This is a genomic window from Kitasatospora sp. NPDC001095 (assembly GCF_053598615.1).
This window is the reverse complement of record NZ_JBSFKQ010000034.1, coordinates 1-22,785: the sequence shown is the minus strand read 5'-3', so window position 1 is coordinate 22,785 and position 22,785 is coordinate 1. Positions and strand designations below refer to the sequence as shown.

At 73.1% G+C, this 22,785-nt stretch carries 11 protein-coding genes and 1 pseudogene; 3 read left to right on the top strand and 9 right to left on the bottom strand.

Annotated elements, in window-relative coordinates:
- The first annotated feature begins 28 nt into the window (after positions 1–28).
- Positions 29–1,462, top strand: a complete 1,434-nt coding sequence (locus tag ACWDBB_RS24735; RefSeq protein WP_449791680.1) for a DUF6519 domain-containing protein — start codon at positions 29–31, stop codon at positions 1,460–1,462.
- A 62-nt stretch (positions 1,463–1,524) separates the two neighbouring features.
- Here the strand turns inward: ACWDBB_RS24735 and ACWDBB_RS24730 are convergent, their stop codons facing one another.
- From ACWDBB_RS24730 to ACWDBB_RS24710, 5 genes are all read right to left on the bottom strand, one after another.
- Positions 1,525–2,655, bottom strand: a complete 1,131-nt coding sequence (locus tag ACWDBB_RS24730) for a nucleotide disphospho-sugar-binding domain-containing protein (protein WP_449791679.1) — start codon at positions 2,653–2,655, stop codon at positions 1,525–1,527.
- Between the two features lie 47 nt (positions 2,656–2,702).
- The gene (locus ACWDBB_RS24725) at positions 2,703–4,058 is read right to left on the bottom strand and encodes an ATP-grasp domain-containing protein (protein WP_449791678.1); all 1,356 of its coding nucleotides are present in this window, start codon (positions 4,056–4,058) and stop codon (positions 2,703–2,705) included.
- A gap of 141 nt (positions 4,059–4,199) precedes the next feature.
- A complete protein-coding gene (locus tag ACWDBB_RS24720; RefSeq protein WP_449791677.1) occupies positions 4,200–6,227 on the bottom strand; it encodes a PEP/pyruvate-binding domain-containing protein in 2,028 nt (675 codons plus the stop codon).
- 410 nt (positions 6,228–6,637) lie between these two features.
- A complete protein-coding gene (locus ACWDBB_RS24715; protein ID WP_449791676.1) occupies positions 6,638–8,485 on the bottom strand; it encodes a glycoside hydrolase family 15 protein in 1,848 nt (615 codons plus the stop codon).
- A 240-nt stretch (positions 8,486–8,725) separates the two neighbouring features.
- Positions 8,726–9,466, bottom strand: a complete 741-nt coding sequence (locus tag ACWDBB_RS24710; RefSeq protein ID WP_449791675.1) for a DUF4232 domain-containing protein — start codon at positions 9,464–9,466, stop codon at positions 8,726–8,728.
- A gap of 359 nt (positions 9,467–9,825) precedes the next feature.
- Here ACWDBB_RS24710 and ACWDBB_RS24705 point away from each other — a divergent pair, with 359 nt between their 5' ends.
- Both ACWDBB_RS24705 and ACWDBB_RS24700 read left to right on the top strand, forming a co-directional pair.
- On the top strand, positions 9,826–15,330 hold the full coding sequence (locus tag ACWDBB_RS24705; RefSeq protein ID WP_449791674.1) for a hypothetical protein: 5,505 nt from the start codon (positions 9,826–9,828) through the stop codon (positions 15,328–15,330).
- Positions 15,327–16,781: a hypothetical protein gene (locus ACWDBB_RS24700; protein ID WP_449791673.1), complete on the top strand. Its 1,455-nt coding sequence runs from the start codon at positions 15,327–15,329 to the stop codon at positions 16,779–16,781. The genes ACWDBB_RS24705 and ACWDBB_RS24700 overlap by 4 nt, the downstream gene beginning before the upstream one ends.
- Before the next feature lie 58 nt (positions 16,782–16,839).
- Here ACWDBB_RS24700 and ACWDBB_RS24695 read toward each other — a convergent pair.
- The 4 genes and pseudogenes from ACWDBB_RS24695 to ACWDBB_RS24680 form a co-directional block, all read right to left on the bottom strand.
- Positions 16,840–17,011 (bottom strand): annotated as a pseudogene (locus tag ACWDBB_RS24695) (STAS domain-containing protein); the annotation flags it as partial.
- Positions 17,012–17,196: 185 nt separating this feature from the next.
- Positions 17,197–19,938: a cation-translocating P-type ATPase gene (locus ACWDBB_RS24690; RefSeq protein WP_449791672.1), complete on the bottom strand. Its 2,742-nt coding sequence runs from the start codon at positions 19,936–19,938 to the stop codon at positions 17,197–17,199.
- Between the two features lie 62 nt (positions 19,939–20,000).
- The gene (locus ACWDBB_RS24685; RefSeq protein ID WP_449791671.1) at positions 20,001–20,918 is read right to left on the bottom strand and encodes a polyphosphate kinase 2 family protein; all 918 of its coding nucleotides are present in this window, start codon (positions 20,916–20,918) and stop codon (positions 20,001–20,003) included.
- Positions 20,919–21,243: 325 nt separating this feature from the next.
- Positions 21,244–22,590, bottom strand: a complete 1,347-nt coding sequence (locus ACWDBB_RS24680) for an NtaA/DmoA family FMN-dependent monooxygenase (protein ID WP_449791670.1) — start codon at positions 22,588–22,590, stop codon at positions 21,244–21,246.
- Between the last annotated feature and the right edge of the window lie 195 nt (positions 22,591–22,785).

The following is a 22,785-nucleotide window of genomic DNA, read 5'->3' as shown; positions in this document are numbered from 1 at the left end:
CCCGACCAATGACTGTGAGAGGGAAACCGTGCACGCAGACTTCTCGCGCCTGACGTTCCGGCCCGGCAAGCACTACTCCGCCGTGCTGACCCAGCAGGGCCGGGTCCAGCTCGACGCCGACGCCAACGAGCAGGCCGCGATCGAGCGCTACCAGCTGCGCACGCTCGCCGCCGACCTGATCGGCCGCAGCGGCGGACCGGCCTCGGCGGCCGGGTTCGCGATCGGCTACGTGCCGGGCAACCACGACGTGGACGACCTCACCATCGGCGGCGGCCGGTACTACGTGGACGGCATCCTGTGCGAGTCCTACCGCCCCGAGGAGGGCCTCGCCGTACCCGACGACGGCGACTGGGGAGGCACCGGCGGCAGCGACGGCGAGGCCCGGCAGGCGCCCGCCGTCTGGACGTACTGGGACCAGCCGGACGCCTACCGGGACGAGGAGCGGCCCGGTGACCGGCTGCCCGGCGACTTCCCGTTCCTGGTCTACCTGAAGGTCTGGGAGCGCAGCGTCACCGCGGTCGAGGACCCGGAGATCCGCGAGGTCGCGCTCGGCGCGGCTATGCCCGACACGGCGGCCCGGGCCAAGGTCGTCTGGCAGGTACTCGCCCTGCCCGCCTCGGAGTTGAGCGTGCCGGACGGCGGGGTGTCCCGGGTCAGGGAGGCCTTCGACGCGTGGGCCGAACCGCACGAGCGGCCCGCCTCCTGGCTGGCCGCGCGCGCCCGGCGGCCGGAGCGGGCGAACGAGGACCCGTGCCTGGCCCACCCCGACGACGCCTACCGGGGCCCGGAGAACCAGCTGTACCGGGTGGAGGTCCACCGGGGCGGCTCCGCCGAGGGCTGCGCCACGTTCAAGTGGTCCCGGGAGAACGGCTCGGTCGTCCTTCCGGTCGCCTCGATCGAGGGCGTCTGGGTCGACCTCACCACGCTGGGCGACGACGACAAGCTCGGTCTCTCGGTGGGCGACTGGGTCGAGGTCGGGGACAGCGCGTACGTCAGCCGGGACGAGCCGGCGGACCTCCTCCAGGTGGAGGAGACCGACCTGCCGGGCCGCCGGGTGCGGCTGTCCGCCGAACCGGGTCCCGAGGTCGGGCGGCTGGCCGAGCGCCGCCCCTTCCTGCGCCGCTGGGACCACCGGGCGGCCCGCGGCCGGGACGCCCTGCCGCTGGTCGGCGGCGCCCTGCGGATCCAGGAGGGCGCCTGGCTGGACCTGGAGGACGGCGCCCAGGTGTACTTCCGGCCGGGCGGCGCGTACACCCGCGGCGACTACTGGCTCGTCCCGGCCCGGACGGCCACCGGCTCGGTGGAGTGGCCGCAGAACACGGCCGGCGAGGCCCTGCTCCAACCCCCGGCCGGGGTCCGGGTGCACCACGCCCCGCTCGCCTGGGTGAAGGGCCCGACCACGGTCGTCGACCTCCGGCAGACCTTCGGCCCGCTGACGGCCGCCGCCGCGGGCGAGGCCTGAGCGGCCGATCGCCGTCCGCACGGCAGCACGTGCCGTGCGGACGGCTCCACCGCCGGGCCGCGTCAGCCGGCGAGGCGGGTGAGGTGTTCCGCGACGGTGGTCGGCGCGGGCATGGCCGCGATCTCGGTGCTGACCTCGCGCGCGGCGCGGATCAGGTCGGCGTCGGTGAGCAGCCGGTCGAGCAGCGCCGGGCCGATGTCCTCGGCGGCGGCGCGCAGGCCGGCGCCCCGGGCCCGGACCGCGTCGGCGTTGATGAAGCGGTCGGAGCCGTCGGGGAGGACGAGTTGCGGGATGCCGGCGTCCAGGGCACCGAGGGCGGTGCTGCCGCCGCCGTGGTGGATGGCGGCCGAGCAGGTGTCCAGCAGTGCCCGCCACGGGACCCAGCCGCAGGCGCGGACGTTGTCGGGCAGGGTGTCGATCGTGCCCAGGTCGAGGTCGCCGGTGGCGAGCACGAACTCCGCGTCGATGTCGGCGGCCGCCGCGATCACCCGCTCCAGCCTGGTCAGGCCGTCCGTCTTGGGCGGGACGGTGCCCAGCGTCACCGCCACGCGCGGGCGGTCGGCGGGCACGGCCAGGTGGGCGGGGAGTTCGTCCTCGCCGTTGTAGGAGACGGGCCGCAGCGAGCGGCCGTACCTTTCGTCCCCCGCCATGCTCGGGGGCGCGAGGTCGATGACGTCCGCGGGCTCGGGCAGCCGGTCGATCCCGTGCCGGGCGAAGGTGTCCGCCATCTCCGCCAGCATCAGCGCGCGCAGCTTCGGGGTCCGGACGAACCCCAGGTCGTGCTGGACGGCCGGCACGCCGAGGCGGGTCGCCGCGAGCAGGGCCACCGGGAACTGGTAGTCGTACACCACCAGGTCCGGTCGCCACTGGGTGGCGAGCTCGACCACCGCGTCGGCCACGTCGCTGTTGACGTGGGCGGCCAGGGGGACGAACGCCTCGCGGTCGGCCGAGTTGCTCTCGACCACCCGCTGCATCAGGTCGGGCCGGCGGGTGCGGCCGGCCTCCCTGATCACCTTGCGCCAGTCGACCCCGGGCGCGATGGGCAGGTACGGCATCCCGGCCGCGGCGACGGCCTCGCCACCGTCCATCGATGCCACCGCGACCTCGTGGCCGAGTTCGCGCATCGCCCTGGCGAGCGGGACCAGCGGGAAGAGGTGGCCGATGCCGGGGACGCCGGCGAACAGTACGCGCATGGAGGAACCTCGGTCGTGGGGTCGGGGGGATGCCGGGGTGCGCCGGCTCAGGAGGCGGCCCGGTGCAGGGCGGCTTCCATGCCGTTCAGCACGGCGTTGCAGTCGCGCTGCAGGGTGGCGGCGTCGACGGCGCTCAGCAGGTAGACGCCGAGCCAGTTGCGCGACCCGGCGGACGGGTCGAAGGCGGGGACCGTCCGGCCCGCGGGCATCGCGAAGGCGGGTACGGCCTCGATGGTGCTGCCCGGCGACAGCAGGCTCTGCCAGTCGACGGCCTGCGGGTTCCAGACCGGGCTGGTCCGCCAGGGCACGCCCGCCGCGTCGGCCGGGACGACGGCCAGCGAGGCGGCGGCCCCGGTACCGTCGAGGGGCATGGCCGCGGGGTAGTCGACCCGCTCGCCGAGCAGTTGCCGGACCAGCATGCCGATCGGGTCGAGTCCGAAGACCTCGTGGACCTGCCTGGTCGTCAGCAGGCCGCCGAACCTGGCGGCGGTCTCGATGACCACCAGTTCGCCGTCCGCCATCAGCTTCAGCTCGGTGTGGGTGCCGCAGTTCTCCAGCCCGAGCGCGTCGACGGCCTGCCGCGAGACCTCCTCGATCCGGCGTTGCAGCGGCTCCGCGAGGACGCAGGGCGAGGTGCTGGCCACCTCGACGAAGGACGGGACGGTCGGCAGCTTGGCGGTGATGGCGAGGGGGTGGTAGACGCCGTCCGCGACGATGCCCTCCACGCTCACATAGTCGCCGTAGCCGGGCTCCTGGTACCAGCCCTCGGTGGAGCCCTGGGCGATCGACTCGACCAGGCGGTCCCGGTCGGTGTCCGCGGCGTAGAGCTCGTTCATGCCGACCTGGCTGCCCGCCCGCAGCCCGCTCTCGATGCCGGCCCACGCCGGGGCGGCCTCCTCGACCGAGTCCAGCACGATCTGGGCGACCGATCCGGCGCCCCAGGCCGGCTTGAGCAGCAGCGGGGGCGTGAGTTCGGCCAGCGCGGTCGTCAGGTCGGTGAGGCTGTCGACGCGGCGGAACGCGGGTATCGGCACCCCGGCGGCCGCCCACGCCTCGCGCATCAGTCGCTTGTCCCGGGCGCGGATGATCCCCTCTCCGGGGCCGGCCAGGTGGAGCCGGCTCGCGGCGTGCGCGACGGCCAGGACCGCGAACTCCGAGAGGGTCAGCATCGCGTCGGCCCCGATGGCCTTCGCGTACTCCACGATCAGCTCGACCAGGTCGTCGCCGCGCGGCGCGTCGGGCACCAGCTCGATGCTGGTGCAGCTGGGACGCCACACGTCCTCCCCGGCCGTGGGCAGCGGCGCCAGCGCGAGGACGTGCAGCTCGCCGCAGGCGGCGATGCGCGGGAACGCGTACTCCAGCGGGGCTCCGCCCTTGACGTAGACGTAGAGGATCTTGTTCAACGTACTTTCTCCTGAAGGAAGTTCACTCGTCCATGGGCACGCCGACGAGCGGGCCCGTGGGCTCGCCCGCGGCCTCGGAGGTTCGCTCCGGCCCGTGGCATGCCGGGGAGCGGCTGGGGCCCGTACGGCGGTCCGGCCGCGTCAGCCGGCGGTGCGGAAGGGGCGCAGCTGCAGCAGGCCGATCTGGTCGCCCTCGATCGCCCATTCGATGTCGACCGGAGCCGCGTACGTCTTGTCGGGCGAGAAGTGCGACTGCAACAGCCGGCTGATCAGGGCCAGTCGGCGCACGACGTCCTTGGTGGCGGTGTCCAGGTCGGTGGCGGCGGTGCCCAGCGAGATCGTCCGGCTGCCGCCCTCCATGGTGTTGTACAGGTACTGGAGCGGGGCGCCCCGGCCGTCCACCACGTCGGTCACCGAGCGCGGCGAGACGTTGAGGTAGACGTCGCGGAAGTCCTGCGGGCTCAGCGGGTTGCAGGTGACCAGGACGCCGCCGACGGTGGCGCCGACCTGCTCCTGGACGATCACGGCCATCCGGCAGTGGTCCAGGGGGATGCCCGCCTGGCGCCGCAGCAGCACCGCCCGGGGCGAGAACAGCGAGGCCCAGACCTCCCGGACGGCGTCGAGGAGCGCGTCGGTGCCGCTGACGCCGGCCACCGACTCGTAGAGTCCGGCGGCGGAGAAGCCGGCCAGGTCCTCGGCGTTGGAGGAGCTGCGGACGACCTGGACGGGGGCGCCGTACAGGTGGCGGTCGACCGCCCGGTCGATCTCGGTGCGGATCGGGTCGGGCAGCGGGGTGTCACGGATCAACCGCTGGACGTCGAGGCAGAGTTCCTCGATCCGCGGGGCCTCGTCCCGGAGCGCGGCGGCCAGCCGGTCGAGGGCCTCCCGGAGCTGTTCGGAGGAGTCGAGGAAGCGCTGCTGGAGGGAGAACGGCAGCACGATCCCGCGCGGCACGTGGGCGTACTCCTTCACCAGGAGCCTTGCGGCGGCGTTCAGTTCGGCCTCGTCCGTGTCCTCCGGGAGGTCGAGCTGCCGGGCCAGGTAGCGCAGCAGGTCGGCCCGGGGCGGCCGGGGCACCTGGTAGAAGCCGAGCCAGCGGGGTGAGCCGTGTTGCAGCAGATGGGTGAGTTCGCCGAGGTTGGCGGCCTTGGTGCCGAACCGTACGTGGTCCCCCTCGCGCAGTTCGGACAGCGCGGTGACGGGCGTGGGCGCGAGGTCGGGCCGGTCCACGGTGACGCGGTCGACCGGCGGGGCCGGCCGTGCTCCCCTGGTCTCGCCCGGCTCGGCGGCCTCCAGCAGGAGGTCCCCGCCGTCGGCCTCGACGCGGTAGTTCACCCACCGGCCGGCCAGAGCGGCGCGGTCGATCCGGTCGAAGGCTCCGATGCCGACGGCGTTGGGGATCCGCCAGCCGGCGGCCATCACGTTGATGTGGGAGAGCGGCGTGGTGTGCTCGGTGTGGATGATGCCGGACACCCTGGGGATGTCCTCGGGCACCCGGGGCATCACCACGATGTCGTACCACTCCAGCGGCTCGGGGTCGGCCCGGTAGTCCTCCTCCGAGCGGAACACCCGCAGCCGCCCGTGGGCCGTCCCGGGGTTCAACGGCACGAACGAGGCCGCGGAGTAGAGCTCGTGGGACAGGACGCGCGGTATCTCGCTCTCCGGGATGTCGGCGAGGTAGACCTCCTGCTGGTGGCAGGCCGGCTTGAGGACCAGCCGCAGCGAAGGGTCGATGTGCTCGCGCACCCGGTGGTAGAAGAACCGCAGCATGCCCTGGGACATGGTGTCGACGTCGACCGTCTCCAGCGACAGGAAGGTCTCGGCCTCGTCGCCGCTTTCCGTGGCGCGACGGGTGTGGCGGGCGAGGGTGCCGAGATAGAAACGACGGTCGGGATTCCGGTAGACGCCGTCGTTGAAGGAATCGAGCTGCCCCGCCAGTTCGTCGATCGACATGCCGAGGATCTCGCACCCGATGTAGCGGACGTGGAGCATGCCGTCGGCGCTGTCGATGAAGTGGAGCACCGACTCGTCACGGTCGAGCACGATCTTCACATAGGGATAGCCCCCGACCTGGCCGGCCAGTCCGGAGAACTCCTCGAGGGTGAGCTTTTCGCCTGCGCCTAGGAGGCGGGGCCGCGTGGTCGCGTCGTTGCGATCCGAACGGGTCATGCGCACAGTTCAGCCATTCGTCATCGTGTGCACGATCGGTACACACATGGTGCAGAAAGGGTCGGATACGACCGCCTACACACTGCCATTCATTATGAACGTTTGACGAACGGTCATATGACATCAGGCCATCACGAAGTGATTCGGCCATATGAGTTCCGTCAGGGAAAGCATGAAGCCGCGTCATGCTGTGGCAGAGGTCACAACAGGGGCGGTCGATGCTCGGTGCGCGATCGAGCATTTCCGGAAGTGTTGATTCCTGTACGACCTCAGATGATAAGCGCCCAATTCGCCCGAAGCACGCAAATCCCTGTTCATTCGGCTTCGGTCGTCTTCTTCTTCCCCGCGGAAGCCCGACATCAACCGGGGACATCAACCGGGCCGTCAACCCGGCGAGGGGTGACTCCGCGTCAGCCGAGCGTGCGGTCGAGGTTGAAGGCGGCGCTGATCAGCGCGAGATGGGTGAAGGCCTGCGGGAAGTTGCCGAGCTGCTCGCCGGTCGGGCCGATCTCCTCGGCGTACAGGCCCAGGTGGTTGGCGTAGGTGAGCATCTTCTCGAAGGCCAGCCGGGCCTCCTCCACCCGTCCGGCGCGGGCCAGGGCCTCGACGTACCAGAACGAGCAGATCGAGAAGGTGCCCTCGGCCCCGCGCAGGCCGTCCGGGCTGGCCTGCGGGTCGTAGCGGTAGACCAGGGAGTCGGAGACGAGTTCCGCGCCCAGCGCGTCCAGGGTCGACAGCCACTTGGGGTCGTTGGGCGAGATGAACTTGGCCAGCGGCATCATCAGCACGGAGGCGTCCAGGATGTCGACGCCCAGGCTCTGGGTGAACGCCCGGCGCTCGGCCGACCAGCCGGCCCGCATGATCTGCCGGTAGATCGCGTCCCGGCAGGGCTGCCAGCGGGCCAGGTCCGCCGGCAGCCCGCGCCGGTTCGCCATCCGGATCGCCCGCTCGATCGCCACCCAGCACATCAGCCGCGAGTACAGGAAGTCCTTGCGGCCGCCCCTGGTCTCCCAGACGCCCTCGTCGGGCTGGTCCCAGTGGTCGCAGAGCCAGTCCACCACGCCCCCGACCTGGTCCCAGTGGTCGCTGCTGATCGGCTGCCCCCACTTGTCGTACAGGTAGACGGAGTCGATCAGCGCCCCGTAGATGTCCAGCTGGAGCTGGCCGGTGGCGGCGTTCCCCACCCGCACCGGAGCGGACCCCAGGTAGCCCTCCAGGTGCGACAGCTCGCGCTCGGGCAGGTCGCTGCGCCCGTCGATCCCGTACATGATCTGCAGCGGTCCCGCGTCGCCGGTGCCGGCACCGCCGCCGCGGAGGATGCCCCGCTCGGAGAGGAAGCCGATGAAGGCCTCGGCCTCCGCGGTGAAACCCAGCCGGAGCATCGCGTAGACGCAGAAGGCCGCGTCGCGGACCCACACGTACCGGTAGTCCCAGTTGCGCTCGCCGCCGATCCGCTCGGGCAGGCTGGTCGTCGGCGCGGCCACGATCGCACCGGTCGGCGCATAGGTGAGCAGCTTCAGCACCAGCGCGGAGCGGTGCACCATCTCGCGCCACCGCCCGTGGTACCGGGAACCGGCCAGCCAGTGGCGCCAGAACCGCACCGTCGCCTCGAACTCGTCCTCCGCCTCGGCCCGGGGGCACGACCTCGGGGTGACGTCACCGCCGACCCGGTCGAGGGCGAACACCGCCGACTCGCCCTCGAGGAGCTTGAAGTGCGACCACACGTCCACGCCGTCGCGCTCCAGCGGCACGGTGGCCGTCAGCGCCAGCGCCATCGACGGGGACTCGAAGACGGCCTCGTGCGGCCGCAGGCGCACGGTGTGCGGCTCGGTTCCGAAGCCGAAACGGGGAGCCACCCGGACCCGGAACGGGAGCGTCCCCCGGGCACAGACCACCCGCCGGATCAGCCGGTGCCGGCCCGCCTCGCGCGACTCGTCCACGACCGGCATGAAGTCCTGGATCTCCGCCACCCCGTCGGTGGCGAAGAACCGGGTGATCAGCACGTTGGTGTCGGGGAAGTAGAACTGCCGGGTGCGCGTCGGCACGTCGGCGGCCAGCTCGAACGACCCGCCCCGGTCGGCGTCGAGAATGGACGCGAAGACGCTGGGAGCGTCGAACCGCGAGCAGCAGTACCAGTCGATCGTGCCGTCCGTCCCCACCAGCGCGGCGGACCTGAGATCGCCGATCAGGCCGTGCTCGGCGATCGGCAGGTAGCGCGAGCCGTCCACTCCCCCGAATCCGGCATCGTCGAATGTCATTCCGGCCTCCTACCGCGGTGGCGCGGACATCCGGACAGCCGTGCCCGGCGCCACGGGACCCGGGACCCGGGACCACCTGAGGGCAGCCGTGCCCGTTCACTCGGGAAACACCGTCGCTGGGGGCCTTGTTCCGACTCACCCTCCGTGATCGGGGCCACGCTCCGTGATGCCGGTGCGAGGCGGACCGCCCGCCCCCGGCGACGGCGGGCCGGAAGGCGCCACTCGGGGCCTGCTCCGGGGCTACTTGGGGGCGGCCGCCATGGAGGCGACCGCGTCCGCCACGGTGGAGCGGTAGAGGCCCAGCTTGGGGTTCAGGACGCGCACGCCGCTGCCGAGCGGGAAGTTCCGGGTGTTCGCGAGGGGCATGTTGGTGCCGTCCTGGTCGACCAGCACGTTGAGTTCGTCGATGCCGCGGGCGGTGCCGGTGGTGGCGCCGCTCGGGTCGAGGTCGATCACCGCGTAGGCCTTCTGCCCGGCCGCGACCGGGAAGCGCGAGGTGCCGCCGGCGAGCACCGGCCGGATGTTCCCGCTCTGGTCCTGCGAAGTGGAGTTGCCCAGGTCGACTGCCGGGGAGGAGCTCAGACTGCAGGCGCTCGCACCGGTGTTGTGCACCTCGATCACCCGCTGGCTCGGCGCCCCGGAGCGGATCGTCACCTGGATCGAGAGGTTCTGGGTGTCGCACGGGCGGCCGGCGGCGCCGGTGTTCCCCCCGTCGGACTTGATGCCGCCCGACGGGCTCGCGCCGGACGTCTTCGGCGGGGCGGAGTGCGACGGCGCTCCGGTGGCCGGTGCGCCCGCGGTGGGCGCCCCGGTAGCGGGGGCGGCCGCGGAGGGCGTGGCGGCCGCCGTGGCGGCCGCGGAGGCCGTCGAGCCGCCGGCCGTGTCCGTGTGCTCGGGCCCGCAGGCGGTCAGCGCGAGCCCCGCCCCGACGACGAGGACGGCGGAGGCGAGCAGCGGGCGGCGGTGGCGGCGGATGGTCATGGTGGCTCCCCGATGGCGGTGCGTGCTGTTGGCGACGGACACACCACAGGACGGCCGACCGGCCGGTTCCGGTGCCCCGAACGGCGTCACAATCGCCAGGACACGGCGGGGACCGGACTGTGACATACGATCAGGTGCCGCATGGTTGACATGCGCGCGGCCGTGTGGGCGGATCTCGCGGTATGGGTGTCGGTCGGGTGCGCGGTCTGGCAAACTCCCCGCTTGTGCAGCAAGATGCGGGTGATCTACGTGGTTGGCTTCGCTCCCTCACAGACGAACGGCTGGGCGATTTCCTTCGGGTCCCGACCGCACTTCCCTTCCTGGCCGGTATCCGAGTCGACGGCAGGCCGCGCGAGTTCGTGTGGAAGCGCCGCGAACTCCTGACCGCGCGGGCGTTCCTGGGGCGTGCGCCGCTGGACGTCCTGAACTCGATCGGGCAGCAGGCGGCCGACTTCGCGGACCACCTGCTGACGCGGGTCCACGGTTTCTCCGCGGAGGAGCTGCGCGACCCCGACCCGGAGCGGTTCGGCCGGATGCTGACCCAGCTCCCCCCGGTGCTGGCCCACGCCCGCCTTCACCACCTCGTTCAGCACCGCCCGGAGCTCGAAGAGGACTGGGACGTCGCCGTCGTGGAGCTGCTACGGTGCGCCGACACCCCCGGCACGGCGGTGCCCGACCACCGCGATCCGGCGGGCCGGGAAGCGACCGCGCCGTTGGCCCCCGAATCCGAGCAGGAGAGGAACGTTCAGGTGAAGAGCCAGCCGGCCCCCCAGGGCCTGTCCGCCGCCGCGGAGGCCCTGCGGCACGCGGCCGCCGCGCTGGCGGGGGACCTGCGCGCCCTCGCGGACCTGGTCGAGAGCGGCGGCACGGTCGAACCGGCGGACCTGGAGGACAGGTTGGCCGTGTACACGGCCGACCGGGCCCGGCTCGCCGAGCAGATCACCGGTACCGGGCAACGATGGGACGCGGCCGCGACGTTCGAGGACCTCGACGCGGTGATCGCGGAGCTCGCCGCGGCGCAGCAGCAGGCCGCGGCCCGCCACGCACGGGCCGAGGAGCTGCGGGTCCGCTACGACCGGTACACCGACATGCTGCAGGAGGAGGACGACGAGGTCGCCCGCGCCGGCCTGGAGTCGGCCCGGGGCCGGATCGCGGAGCAGATCGTAGAACTCGGCGGCGTACTGCCCGCACCGGCGGCCGTATCCCTGGACCTGCCGCACCAGTTGATGCCGGAACAGGCGCCCGCCCTCGCGGAGGACGCGGCGCCGGAACCGTCCGCGGAGCCGACGCCGGAAGCGGTGGAGGAGCCGGAGCCGGTGGCGGACGCCGTCCCCGCGGAGGAGGACTGGCCCGACGACGACACCGCTCCGGCGGCCGACCCGGAGCCGACGCCGGAACTGCGGGAGGAGCCGGTACCGAAGTCCGCCCCGGCGCAGCCGCCCGCGTCCGAGTCGACGGCGCGGCCGGTGACCGTCGCCGAACCGGAGCAGGAGCCGGAGGAGGAAGAGGAGCAGGAGCAGCGCCTGGCCTTCCTCCCCTGGGAGCCGTCGGCCGGAGGTGCCGGCCCGGTGGCCGAACTGGTGCGCCAGAGCCGGCTCGCCGAGGCGTTCTGGTACACCCGGGGCTCGGACGAGGTCGCGCTGCGCGCCGACACCCTGGCGTTCGCCGAGGCCGCGTTCGCGTGCCAGGACAACGACACGGCCACTGCGGTGCTTTCCGCCTTCGGGCACGGCGCCGCCGAGTTCCGGGACGACCGGAGCGCGCAGATCGCCGCCACGGTGGCCTCGCTGCGCGCGGGCCTGGTGGCGGGCTGGCCCAACGACCTGCTCAACCAGGCGGAGCCGATCACCGGTCTGCCCGCGCCCTGGGCGCGGCTGCTGGAGGCCGCCGCGTCGACTGTGCGCCACTGCCAGCGGGTAAACCCGGCCGGCGGATGGCTGGTGGACCCGGCGCCGGGGCTGACCCGGGAGGTGATCGGCGACCAGGCGCGCGAGCTGCTGGTGACGCTGCCCCAGCGCAGGACCAGCTACGCGCGGGCGACGCAGGTGCTGACCCGCCTGGCGTCGGACGGGCAGCCGCTGGGCACCACGCTGCGGACGATCGTGGAGTGGGCGCAGGGCCGGGCGGGGCTGGAGGCCCTGGACGCGGTGGCCGAGCAGTTCGCGCGGCGGGACTGCGGTGAGCGGCTGATCCTGGACGCCGACGTCATGGTACGCACCAGCAAGCAGGCTCGGGAGCCGATCGAGGCCAAGGCCAAGCAGGCGCTGCTGCGGGCGATCGCGAGCGTCAGCGACCTGCTGGACCGGGCGCGGAGCATCGCGGCGTCCCAGGCCGGCGCCGGGCTCTCCGGGTCGCTGAAGGGCGTGTTGACCCGTGTGGCGAACGAGCCGGCGCCGCCCGGGGTGGAGGGCGCGCTGCTGCACCTGCTGCGCCAGTGGCTGTGCGGCAAGGCGCCCGCGGCGACCCCGCTGAGTGTCGGTGACCACGAAGGCTTCCCGGAGGACCTGCGCGACCACCGGCCCGACGTACGGCCGCTGCTCGTCCTGGCCGACCTGCCGCGGCTGGGTGACGGCAGTCCCGACCCCGACGCGGACGGCTTCGACGAGGCGGCGCTGTCGCCGCTGCTGTCGCGGGTCGACGGCGACGCGGCGCTGCGGGCGCACTGCGAGCGCGGCGACCTGCACCTCGCCGAGGCGCTGGCCGCGGCGCTCGGCGAGGGCGCGGTGCCGGCTGTCGGTGACGCGCCCGTGCGGACCGACCACGCCCGTACGATCGAGGCGGCGCGCACGAGCTGGAGCACCAGGCTGCGGGCCGAGCACGCCGACGCCTCCGGGCTGCTGGCCGAGCTGCGGATCCAGCAGGCGCCGGACTCGGCCGCGGAGCGGAAGTTCAGCGCCGAACTGGCCGGACTGGAGCAGCCCCAGCCCGACGGCGCCTACCGCGCGGCGGTGGAGCAGATCCGGGCACTGGCCGGGCGGCTGAGCGAGGCGGTCTCCGCGTATGCCGGGCAACTGCGCGCCGACATAGCCGAGTTGGAGCTCTCCGAGACCGACCGCACCCGGTTCGAGCAGGCGCTGGACAAGCACGACCTGGTCACCGCCGCTGAGTACCTGGCGCTGGCCAGGCGCGGCGAGCCGCTGCCGGACTGGAGCGCCCTGGACTGGGGCGCCGACCTCACCGAGTTCTCCGCCGGCCTGGGCCTGAGCGTCACCCAGCGGCAGGGCCAGGGCTACAGCGCCGAGCCCTGGGCCCGGCGCTACGCCCCGAACGGCGAGCTGACCGAGGCCGTGGGGCCCGCGCTGGAGGCGTGGGAGGCGCTGTGCAACGCCTCCACCCGGGCGCGCGAGTGGCAGCGGCACCTCCCGCGGGTGCTGCGCCTGCTGGGCCTGGAGGTCGACCCCGGCTCCCTGACCCACGTCGACGACGGCCAGCGCCGCATCGGGTTGCTGCGCACGACCGTGCGTGCCAAGGTCAGCGAGTCCAGGCCCGGCTACGTCGCCTCGCTCGGCTCCCGGGCCCAGGGCCGGTACACCGTCGTCATCGTCCCCGAGGAGGCGGTCGGCCGCAGCGTCCTGGACCTGCTGGACGCACGGGACAGCGGTGCCACGCTGATCCTCTACCTGCACCCGCTGGGGCTCGCCGGCCGCCGCAAGCTCGCCGAGCGCGCCCGGGCGGGCGCCCGTCAGGCGCTGGTCGTCGACCCGGCGGTGCTGGGCTGGATCGCCGCGCGCTCGCCGCGCAGCTTCCGCGCGCTCCAGCGCGTCACGCTGCCCTGGACCGGGTTCAACCCCTACACGCCGTTCGTCGCCGGCCTGGTGCCGCCCGAGGTGTTCTACGGCCGCACCCAGGAGATCAACCAGGTCGTCGACCCCCTGGGTGGCCTGTTCCTCTACGGCGGACGCCAGTTGGGCAAGTCCGCGCTGCTGCGCCGGGTCGAGTCCACCTTCGCCACCGAGCACCACAAGGTCGTCTACCTCGACCTGAAGGCCCACGGGATCGGTGAGGCCGAGCCGGCGGAGCGGATCTGGCCCAACCTCGCCGCCCAGTTGCAGCGCGTGGGCGTGCTGGAGCAGGTCGGCACCAAGTGGGTCCCGGACAAGGTGCTGGAGCAGATCGAGAACTGGCTCACCGCCGACCCCCAGCGGCGCCTGCTCGTACTGGCGGACGAGGCCGACGCCTTCCTGACCGCCGACTCCCGCTCCGCCAACGGCCACGGCGGCGAGTCGACGTTCCCCAACGTCCTGCGGCTCAAGCGGCTGATGGACAGCACCGGGCGCCGCTTCAAGGTCGTCTTCGCCGGCCTCCACCAGGTCCAGCGCTTCGGCGCGCTGTCCAACGTCCCGCTCACCCACGGCGGGCCGGACGTCCTGGTCGGCCCGCTCCACCCCACCGAGGCACAGCCGCTGGTCGTCGAGCCGATGGCCGCGCTCGGCTACACCTTCGAGCGGCCCGAGCTGGCCTGGCAGGTGCTGGCAGCGACCAACTTCCAGGCGTCACTGGTGCAGATCTTCTGCGACCAGCTCGTCTCGGCGCTGCGTGCCAAGCCCGTCGCCGACCGGTGGCCTATCACCGTCACCGAGGCCGACGTGCGCGCCGTCACCGCCTCGCCGCAGGTCCGCGAACGCATCGCCGAGCGGATGCGCATCACGATAAACCTGGAGGACCGCTACCGGGTGCTCACCCTGGTGATCGCCCTGCTCAGCCTCAAGGACGCGCACCGGCGCGGCTACCAGCCCGACGAGCTCCTCCAGGAGGCCCGCGAGCGCTGGCGGGAGGGCTTCGACAACCTCAACTCCAGCCAGGTGCGGATCTACCTGGACGAGATGGTGGGCCTCGGCCTGCTGGTCCGCCAGCCCGGCGACGACCCGACCTACGCGGTCCGCAGTCCCAACGTCGTCGGTGTCCTCGGCACGCCCGACGCGCTCGAACACGAGCTGCGCGACACCGAGTTCCGGCTGCCCATCGAGTACAACCCGCGCTACTCCCGACGGCTGCTCGGCCACTCCCCCAGCGGAATCCAGACGTTCAGTCCGCTCACCGAGGACCAGCTGCACACCGTCACGGGCCAGGGGGTGAGCGCGGTGTGCGTGACCGAGGTGCTGCGCCCGTCCCTGGTGGTCGACGCCGTCGAGGCCTACGCCGCCGCCCGGGGCATCACCGTGCACCGCACGGACGGCCCCGGTCTGAAGTCCCGCCTCACCGCGCTCGCCAAGGCGAAGGCGAAGGAGAAGGACGCGCAGCTGGTCATCGTCGACCTCCGCCGCCGCAGCCAGGCCGAACTGACCGACGCCCTCGACCGCCTGCGCGAGCACACCGCCGCGGCGAGCCCCGCCGCGCGCTCCGCGGTGATCATCGTCGACCCGATGGGCGTCTACGAGCGCACCGACCTCATCGGTGAGGCGATCCGGCCCCAGCGGTGGACGGCCGACAGCCTGCGCGCCTGGCCCGAGTCCCCCTTCGAAACGCCCGAGCGTCGGCGCCGGCTGGTGGAGGCCACCGGCGGCTGGCCGGAGCTGGTGGAGCAGACGGTCCACCAGGTCTCCCGCACCGGCACCTCCGTCGACGCCGCCCTGGAGGGCGTCCGCAACGCGACGACCCGCGCCGACTTCGGCGCCGTGCACCTGCAGAAGGTCGGTCTCGACAGGAACCTCGCCGAGCTCCTCACCCGCTGGACCGAACTCCTGGAGAGCCCTGAGGAGGACACCCCCGCCCGGATCGCGTCGATCATCGACGTCCCCGAGGACCAGGTCCTGGACCTCGTCCGGCGGCTCACCGACCTCGGGGTGCTGGACGAGGGCGACAACGGGATAGCGCTCGACCCGGTGACCTTCCGCGCCCTGGCCGCCACGGCGGGGCAGGAGTGACGGCCGACTCCGGGCCTCGGACCGCAGCGGGCGCCGACCCACACTCCCTCACCACACTGCCCGGCGTCCGGCTCTGGATACGACGCGTCGCCAAGGACCTGGCCGCCGGGCACAGCTGCCTGCTGCTCGTACCCGCCGCGATGCCGGACTCGGCGGCGCTCCTGCCCGGCATCCTCACCACCCAGCCCCACTGGCTCCGGGTGCCGCCACCGGGCGCACCGTCGGCAGCGGACGAGCCCGAGCCGGACGAGCCCGAGCCCGAGCCGTTGTGGTCGGGCCAGCCGCCCGTGCTCGACATCGACGACAGCTTCCTCACCGGGATGATGGCCTCCATCTTCGGAGCCGACCCGGCCTCGGCCCCCGCGCCCGCACCGCCCGTCCCCCGCCCCCGCGTCGCGCCCGACCGCGTCCGGGACCTGGAGGCCCGCCTCGAAGGCCTCCTGCCCGGTGCGTCGGCCGGTTCCGTGTACGACAGGCTGACCATCGATCACGCCGACGGGTGTGTCTACGTCCTGGACGCCGCCGACGAGAAGGACCCCGAGGCGCTCGCCCAGCTCCTGCTGCGTCTGCCCGCCGCTGCCAAGGCCGCCGGCCTGGCGCCCGACCAGCGCCCGCGGCTGCTCGTCATCGCCACCCCCGACGACCTGCCCCCCGACTATCCGGACCGGCTCAGGGGCGAGGACGTCGCCGTCCACTGGTGGTGGGGAGCCCTCGGCCGCCTCGACACCGCCTCGGTCACCGCCGTCAACCGTCCGCTGCGCGCCCGCGCCGGGCTGACCGGCCGCCACCGCATCGAGGAGGTGCTCGTCCAGGCCACCATCGTCGAGGTCTGCGGCCCCCACCTCGACCTCGCCGCCGCCCTCGCGCGTTCCTGGGACGGCCGGCCCGAGAGCCTGTCCACCGCCCTGAGCGGCGCCTGCGGGGCCACCCGTGTCCCGGCGCCCGCCCCTGCTGGCTCCCCCTCCCCCACCCAGCACAGCGGCGGCCTGGCCCAGCAACCGCCCGCCGCCCTGCATCCGCGGTGGAACGCCGGCGCCGTCGACTCCTGGGACGGCCACCTGCGCCCCCACCCCGCCACGTCCAGCGGCTCCACCCTGGACAAACTCGTCTGGCTGGCCCAGAACCGCACCCTGCTCCCGCTCATCGACGACGCCCGCGAGGCCCTGGCGACCAGGGTGCTGCCCACCGCCACCCTTCCCCCTGCCGAGATGCTCGCCGTCTACGGCTCCGACCGCACCATGCCCGCCGGCACCAGCACGACCGAGCGGCTGCGCTCCCTGGAGCTCAGCCAGCTCGCGGCCGCCAAGCGCCACGGCCGGCTCCGGTTCACCCAGGCGCAGGCCCAGACCCTGTTCGTCCTGCTCGACGCCCGCAACTGCCTCAGCCACCGCGAACACCTCGCCGGCGCCGCCCTGCACCGGCTGTTCGAGCAACTCAGCCTGAACCACTGAAGCTTGAAAGCTTCCCGACGGTGCGCCGGTGGCGGTCGCCTCGGCGCGGTGCGGGGCACCGTACCGGCTCCGGCTGTTCGGCCAGGGCGGCGAGCGCCCCGCCGGTGGAGGTCCTCCGCGTTGGCGAAGAACAGCGGGGAGTCGTAGCGGTAGACGAGCAGGCCGGGGACGGCCCGGGCCTCGGGGTAGTCGTCGACGTCGTGCATCCCGGCCACGCCCGGCACCAGGCCAGTTCCTGGTTGGCGTCCAGCCGCCGCTCCTGCCCGGGCTTCTCGAAGGCGCGCGCGGTGAGGATGAAGTCGGTGTGGCCGACCAGCAGGATGCCCAGCGCGGGCAGCAGCAGCCGGCTCAGCTCGTTCAGGTCCGGCAGCGCGGGGCGGGGCAGCCATGTCTCGTCAGGGGCTCCGGAGCACCGTCACGGCCGGGGGTCGGGCGCCGCGGCGCGGGCGGCCGGCGTTCTGCGGGCCGCGAACTTGCCCAGTTCCCACAGCAGCAGGAGGGCGACGGCGGCCAGCAGGGCCCAGCCGAACTGCCGGGCGTCGATGTCGGTGGTCCCGAGGACGTGGTGGAAGGCGTCCATCTGGGTGACCAGCACCGCCAGGACGAACTCGCCCAGGGCCGCCCGGTTCATCTGCCTGCTGTCGAAGGTGCGGACGCTCAGCGCGGTGGCGCGCTCGCTGCGGCACTCGTAGGCCGCCACGATCAGACAGAGCGCGAAGGCCGTGAACGCGATCGAGTTGCCGACGTGCGCGCTGTGGTAGCGCGCCTCGCCCAGCTTGATCAGTCCGAGCAGGGCGACCGTGATCGCCAGCCCGGCGAGTCCGACGGTGACCATCACGGGCCTGGTCAGCACCGTCTCGCCGCGCGGGCGCGGGGTGCGCCGCATCAGGCCGGGGCTCTCCTGGTCGAAGCCCAGGGCGAAGCCGAACGGGGCGTTGACCACGAAGTGGACCCACAGGACCTGCGCCGGGGTGAACGGCTCGCCCGCGGCGATGTTCAGGATCGTGGCGCCGAGGAAGGTCAGCACGAACGTCACCAGCAGCACCAGGACGAACCGGATGTACTTGGTGAGGTTGTCGTAGAGCTTCCGGCCCTCCGCCACGGCGTGGACGATGGTGGCGAAGTTGTCGTCGGCGAGGACCATGCGGCTCGCGTTCTTCGCCGCGTCGGTGCCGCTGCCCATGGCGATGCCGATGTCGGCGGCCTTGATCGCCGGCGCGTCGTTGACGCCGTCGCCGGTCATCGCGACCACGTCGCCCTTCTGTTTGAGCGTGGCCGCGAGCAGCACCTTGTGCTCGGGCGCGACCCGGCCGACGACGCCGATGCCGTCGATCCGGGCCAGTCGCTCGCGCTCCGGCAGGGCGGCGAAGTCGGCGCCGAGGACGGCCTCCCCCTCGATGCCGAGTTTGCGGGCGATGGCCGCGCCGGTGGTGACGTCGTCGCCGGTCACCATCCGGACCCGGATGTGGGCGGCCTGCGCGCTGGCGACCGCGGCCCGGGACTCCTCGCGCGGCGGGTCGACCATGGCCACCAGGCTGGTCATCCGCAGGTCCCGGACGTGCGCCAGCAGGTCGCCGTCCGGGTCGAAGTCCGCCGGTTCCAGGTCGCGGACGGCCCCGGCCATCACCCGCAGCCCCTCGCCGCCCATCCGCTCGGTCTGCGCCAGGGCGCGTCCGCCGAGGTCCGCGTCCCAGGGGACGACCACGCCGTCCGAGACGGCCGAGGAGGCGCGGGCCGTGACCGCGGGGGCCGCGCCCTTCACGAAGCACCGCACCACCGCCCGGCCGTCCGCGTCCTTCGCCTCGTTGAAGCTGGCCATCAGCTTGTAGCTCGGGTCGAACGGCAGCGTGGCGAGCCGGGGGAAGCGCTCCCGGGTGCCCTCGATGTCCAGCCCGGCCTTGTGGCAGAGGACGAGCAGGGCGCCCTCGGTCGGGTCGCCGACGACCTCGCCCTCGACCAGTTTCGCGTCGTTGGCGACCAGGTAGGGCAGCACGGCTTCCTCGATGCTCGGGGCGGAGCCCGCCGCGTGGTGGATCCGCCCGTCGAGGCGGTAGCCGGTGCCGGAGACGGTGTAGCGGTCGGTGGGGCTGAGCACCTCCACGACCGTCATCTGGTTCATCGTCAGGGTGCCGGTCTTGTCGGAGTTGATGGCCGAGGTGAAGCCGAGGGTCTCGACGGACGGCAGCTCCTTCACGATCGCGTTGCGCTTGGCCAGGTTGAGGCTGCCGACGGAGAGGATGACCTGGCTGACCGTCGGCAGCGCCTCCGGGATGGCCGCGATGGCCAGCGAGACCGCGCTGACGAAGAGGGCGTCCCACGCCTGGTCGCGGCTGCGGCCGAGCGCGAACATCACGACCATGGTCAGACCGGCCGCCGCCGCGATCCACAGCGTCAGCGTGTCGAGTTGCCTGGTGAGCGGCGACTGCTCCTTCTCGGTCGCCGACAGCATCCCGGAGATCTTGCCCAGTTCGGTGCCGGCGCCCGTCGCGGTGATGACGAGCAGCCCGCTGCCGTGGGTGACCGGCGTGTTCATGAACGCCATGTTGGTCTGGTCGCCTGGCCCCAGCGGGTCGGCCGGCAGGGTGCCGGCGTCCTTGGCGGCGGGGACGCTCTCGCCGGTCAGCGCCGACTCGTCGATCTGCAGCGCGCTGGCCTCGACGATCCTTCCGTCCGCCGGGACCTCGTCGCCCGCCCTGACGAGCACCACGTCGCCCACGACCAGCTGCTCGGCCGGGATCTCCGCCTCCGCGCCGTCCCGCCGCACCCGCGCGGTGGCCTTCATCATCGACCTCAGCGCGTTCATCGCGCTCTCGGCCTTGCCCTCCTGCCGCAGGCCGATCACCGCGTTGAACAGCGTCAGGACGATCAGCAGGACGCCGGTGGTCCACTCCTTGATCGCCAACGAGACCACCGCCGCCGCCAGCAGGATGATCTGCATGTAGCTGCGGTACTGGTCGAGGAAGCGCAGCCAGTCCGGCCGCGTCTTCTCCTCGGGCAGCGCGTTCGGCCCGTCGGCGGCGAGCAGTTCGGCCGCCCGGGCGGCGGTGAGCCCGGCCGCCGGGTCCACCCCGAGCGTGGCCGCGACCTCCCGGGGCGGCCGCGCGTACCAGGGGGCCGGGGACTCCTGCGGGCCGGACGGCCCAGCCTGATCCGCCATTCTTCACTCCTCAAGGTCCGGGAACGGCAAGGTCCGGGAACGTCGGGGTCCGCGCGTACGACTCACCCGCGGGCGTCCCCGGGGGCCTCCGCCTCCAGCCGGCGCTTGGCCGCGTTCAGTCCCTTCCGGGCCTGCTCGTCGAGCGTGGGGAACTGCGGATCGATCCCGATCAGCGTGTGCGCGAGCACCGCCGCCGCGCAGATGCGCGCGAACCACTTGCGGTCGGCCGGCACGACGTACCAGGGGGCCCACGGCGTGCTCGTGGCCGACAGCATGTCGGAGAACGCCTCCTGGTAGGCGTCCCAGTACTCGCGCTCGCGGATGTCCGCCTCGGAGAACTTCCAGTTCTTCTCGGGCAGGTCGATCCGCGCCAGGAAGCGGCGGCGCTGCTCCTCCTTGGAGACGTTCAGGAAGATCTTCACCACCTTGAACCCGTTGTCGGTGAGGTAGCGCTCCCAGTCGTTGATCTCCCGGTAGCGGCGGTGCCAGACGCCCGGGCCCTTCGCGTCCTGCGGCAGCCTCTGCCGGTCGAGGTTCTCCGGGTGGACCCGCACCACGAGGACCTCCTCGTAGTGCGACCGGTTGAAGATCCCGATGTCCCCGCGCGCCGGGAGCCGCTGGGCGTACCGCCACAGGAAGTCGTGGTCGAGCTCCTCCGTGGAGGGCACCTTGAAGCTGCTCACGTGCACGCCCTGCGGGTTCACCCCGCTCATGACGTGACGGATCGTGCCGTCCTTCCCGCCGGCGTCGAGTGCCTGGAGGCAGAGCAGCACCCCGTAGGTGTCCTGGGCCGCCAGCCGTGCCTGGTACTCCGAGAGCAGCGACACGCCGGTGCGCAGCAGCTCGACGCCGTCACGCTTGCGCATGCCCGCCTTGTACCGGGGGTCGAAGTCCTCCACGAGGTCCACCCGCGAACCCGGCTTCACCCGCAAGGGCTTGATGAACTTCGCGATGCGCCTGGCCGTCTTTCCGTCCGACATCGTCCGTACCGGTTCCTCTCGGGTCCGGCGGGCGCCACGAGGCCCGTCGTGCCGTCCCCGTCCGCGTCGGTGTCGGTGTCGGTCTCTGTGTCGTCGACACGGCGGAACCGGGACCGACCAGGGCGGGAGAAGTGCTACCTGCCACGCTGTGGCCCCCTGACGGCGGTGTCAATCCGGCGGTGTCCTTCCGGGGAGACGTCGTGGCAGCCCCGCCGTCGGCCACTGCCGTCGGCCACCCCCGGCGGCGCACGGCCGGGTTCCGGCCGATCCGCCGGGGCGGGGTTGACGGCCCCATTGGTCTATGCCGCTCTCTGACCGTCAGCCATCAGTGCCGGTGCCGCGCGGCCGGGTGACTGGTCGGCAGCGCCCGGTCGGACGCGCCGGTCAGCCGCTCGCGCAGCGACTCGCCCTCGGTGTACTCGCCGCGGAAGACACCGCGGGCGCGCAGGAGCGGCAGCACCGACTCGACGAACTCCGTGGTGGAGGCAGGCTGCACGGTCGGCGAGAGCAGGAAGCCGTCCAGGTCGGCGCCCTCCGCCAGGGCGCAGATCTCGTCGGCGATCTCCTCGGCGGTGCCGACCACCGGGCGGGCGCCGACGCCGTGGGTGTGCCAGTCGGCGAGCACGTCACCGACGGTCCGGTCCGCGAACCGGGCGACCTGGGTCCGCGACAGCTCGGTGGACAGCTCGGACATCGGGGTGTCCGGCGGGTACGAGGACAGGTCGAGGCCGGTGAACATGGCGTAGCTGGCGACGGCGACCTCCGGGCGCTGGGCGTCCAGGACGCGCTGCCAGCGACGTTCGGCGTCGGCGGTGGTGGCGCCGAGCACGCAGGAGAACGCCGACATCACCTTGACCTCGTCGGCGCGCCGGCCCGCCCGTACGGCCTCCTCGCGGATCGCCGCGGTGTGCCCGGCGAGCTGCTCCACCGAGCCGCTGCCGACGAACATGCACTCCCCGTGCCGCCCGCCGACCCGCCGCCCGGCCGGGGAGGCGCCGGCCTGGAACAGCACGGGGGTGCCCTGCGGGGAGCGGGCGGTGTTGCCGTAGCCGTGCGAGCGGAAGTACGGGCCCTCGTGCTCGACCGGGTGCACCTTGGCCGGGTCGGCGAAGCGGCCGGCCTTGTCCTTCTCCAGGGCGTCGGGTTCCCAGGCGCCCTCCCAGTACTTGTAGACCAGGTCGAGGAAGTCCTCGGCCATCCGGTACCGGTCGTCGTGCGCCACCATGTCCATGCCGAAGGCCTTGACCGCGGTGTCGGCGGTGCCGGTGGTGACGATGTTCCAGCCGATCCGGCCGCCGGACAGCTGGTCCAGGGTGGCCAGCCGGCGGGCGAACGCGTACGGCGGCTCCACCAGCACCGAGCCGGTCACCACCAGGCCCAGGTCGGTGGTGCTCGCCAGCAGCGCCGAGGCGATCACGAACGGGTCCAGGCGCGGCAGGTCGAGGGCCTCCTCGGTGGCGATCGGCGGGCGCACCCCGTCGATCTCCGACCAGCCCCAGGCGTCGGCCAGGAAGAGGAAGTCGAGCTTGGCGTCCTCGCACAGCCGCGCGATCCCGCGCCAGTACCCGAGGGTGTCGAACAGGTGCCGGCGGCTGTCGGGGTGACGCCAGGTGGCGGTGCCGCTCGCGTTGGTCTGGGCGTTGTCGAACAGGCCGAGCCTGAGGGTGCGCATGGGGTGCTCTCCGTTGACCGAGTGGTGCGGGGGACGGGAACTGCAGGATCCCGTCAGGGTGCTACGGGAGCGGTGGGGTCGTCGAGCAGGCGGTGGCCGCGCGAGCCGCGGCGGACGCCGGCGCCCGTCGCCCGGGCACCGGCAACGGCCGACGGCCGGCCGCGGCGCACGTGGTGCCGACCGTTCCGGCCACCC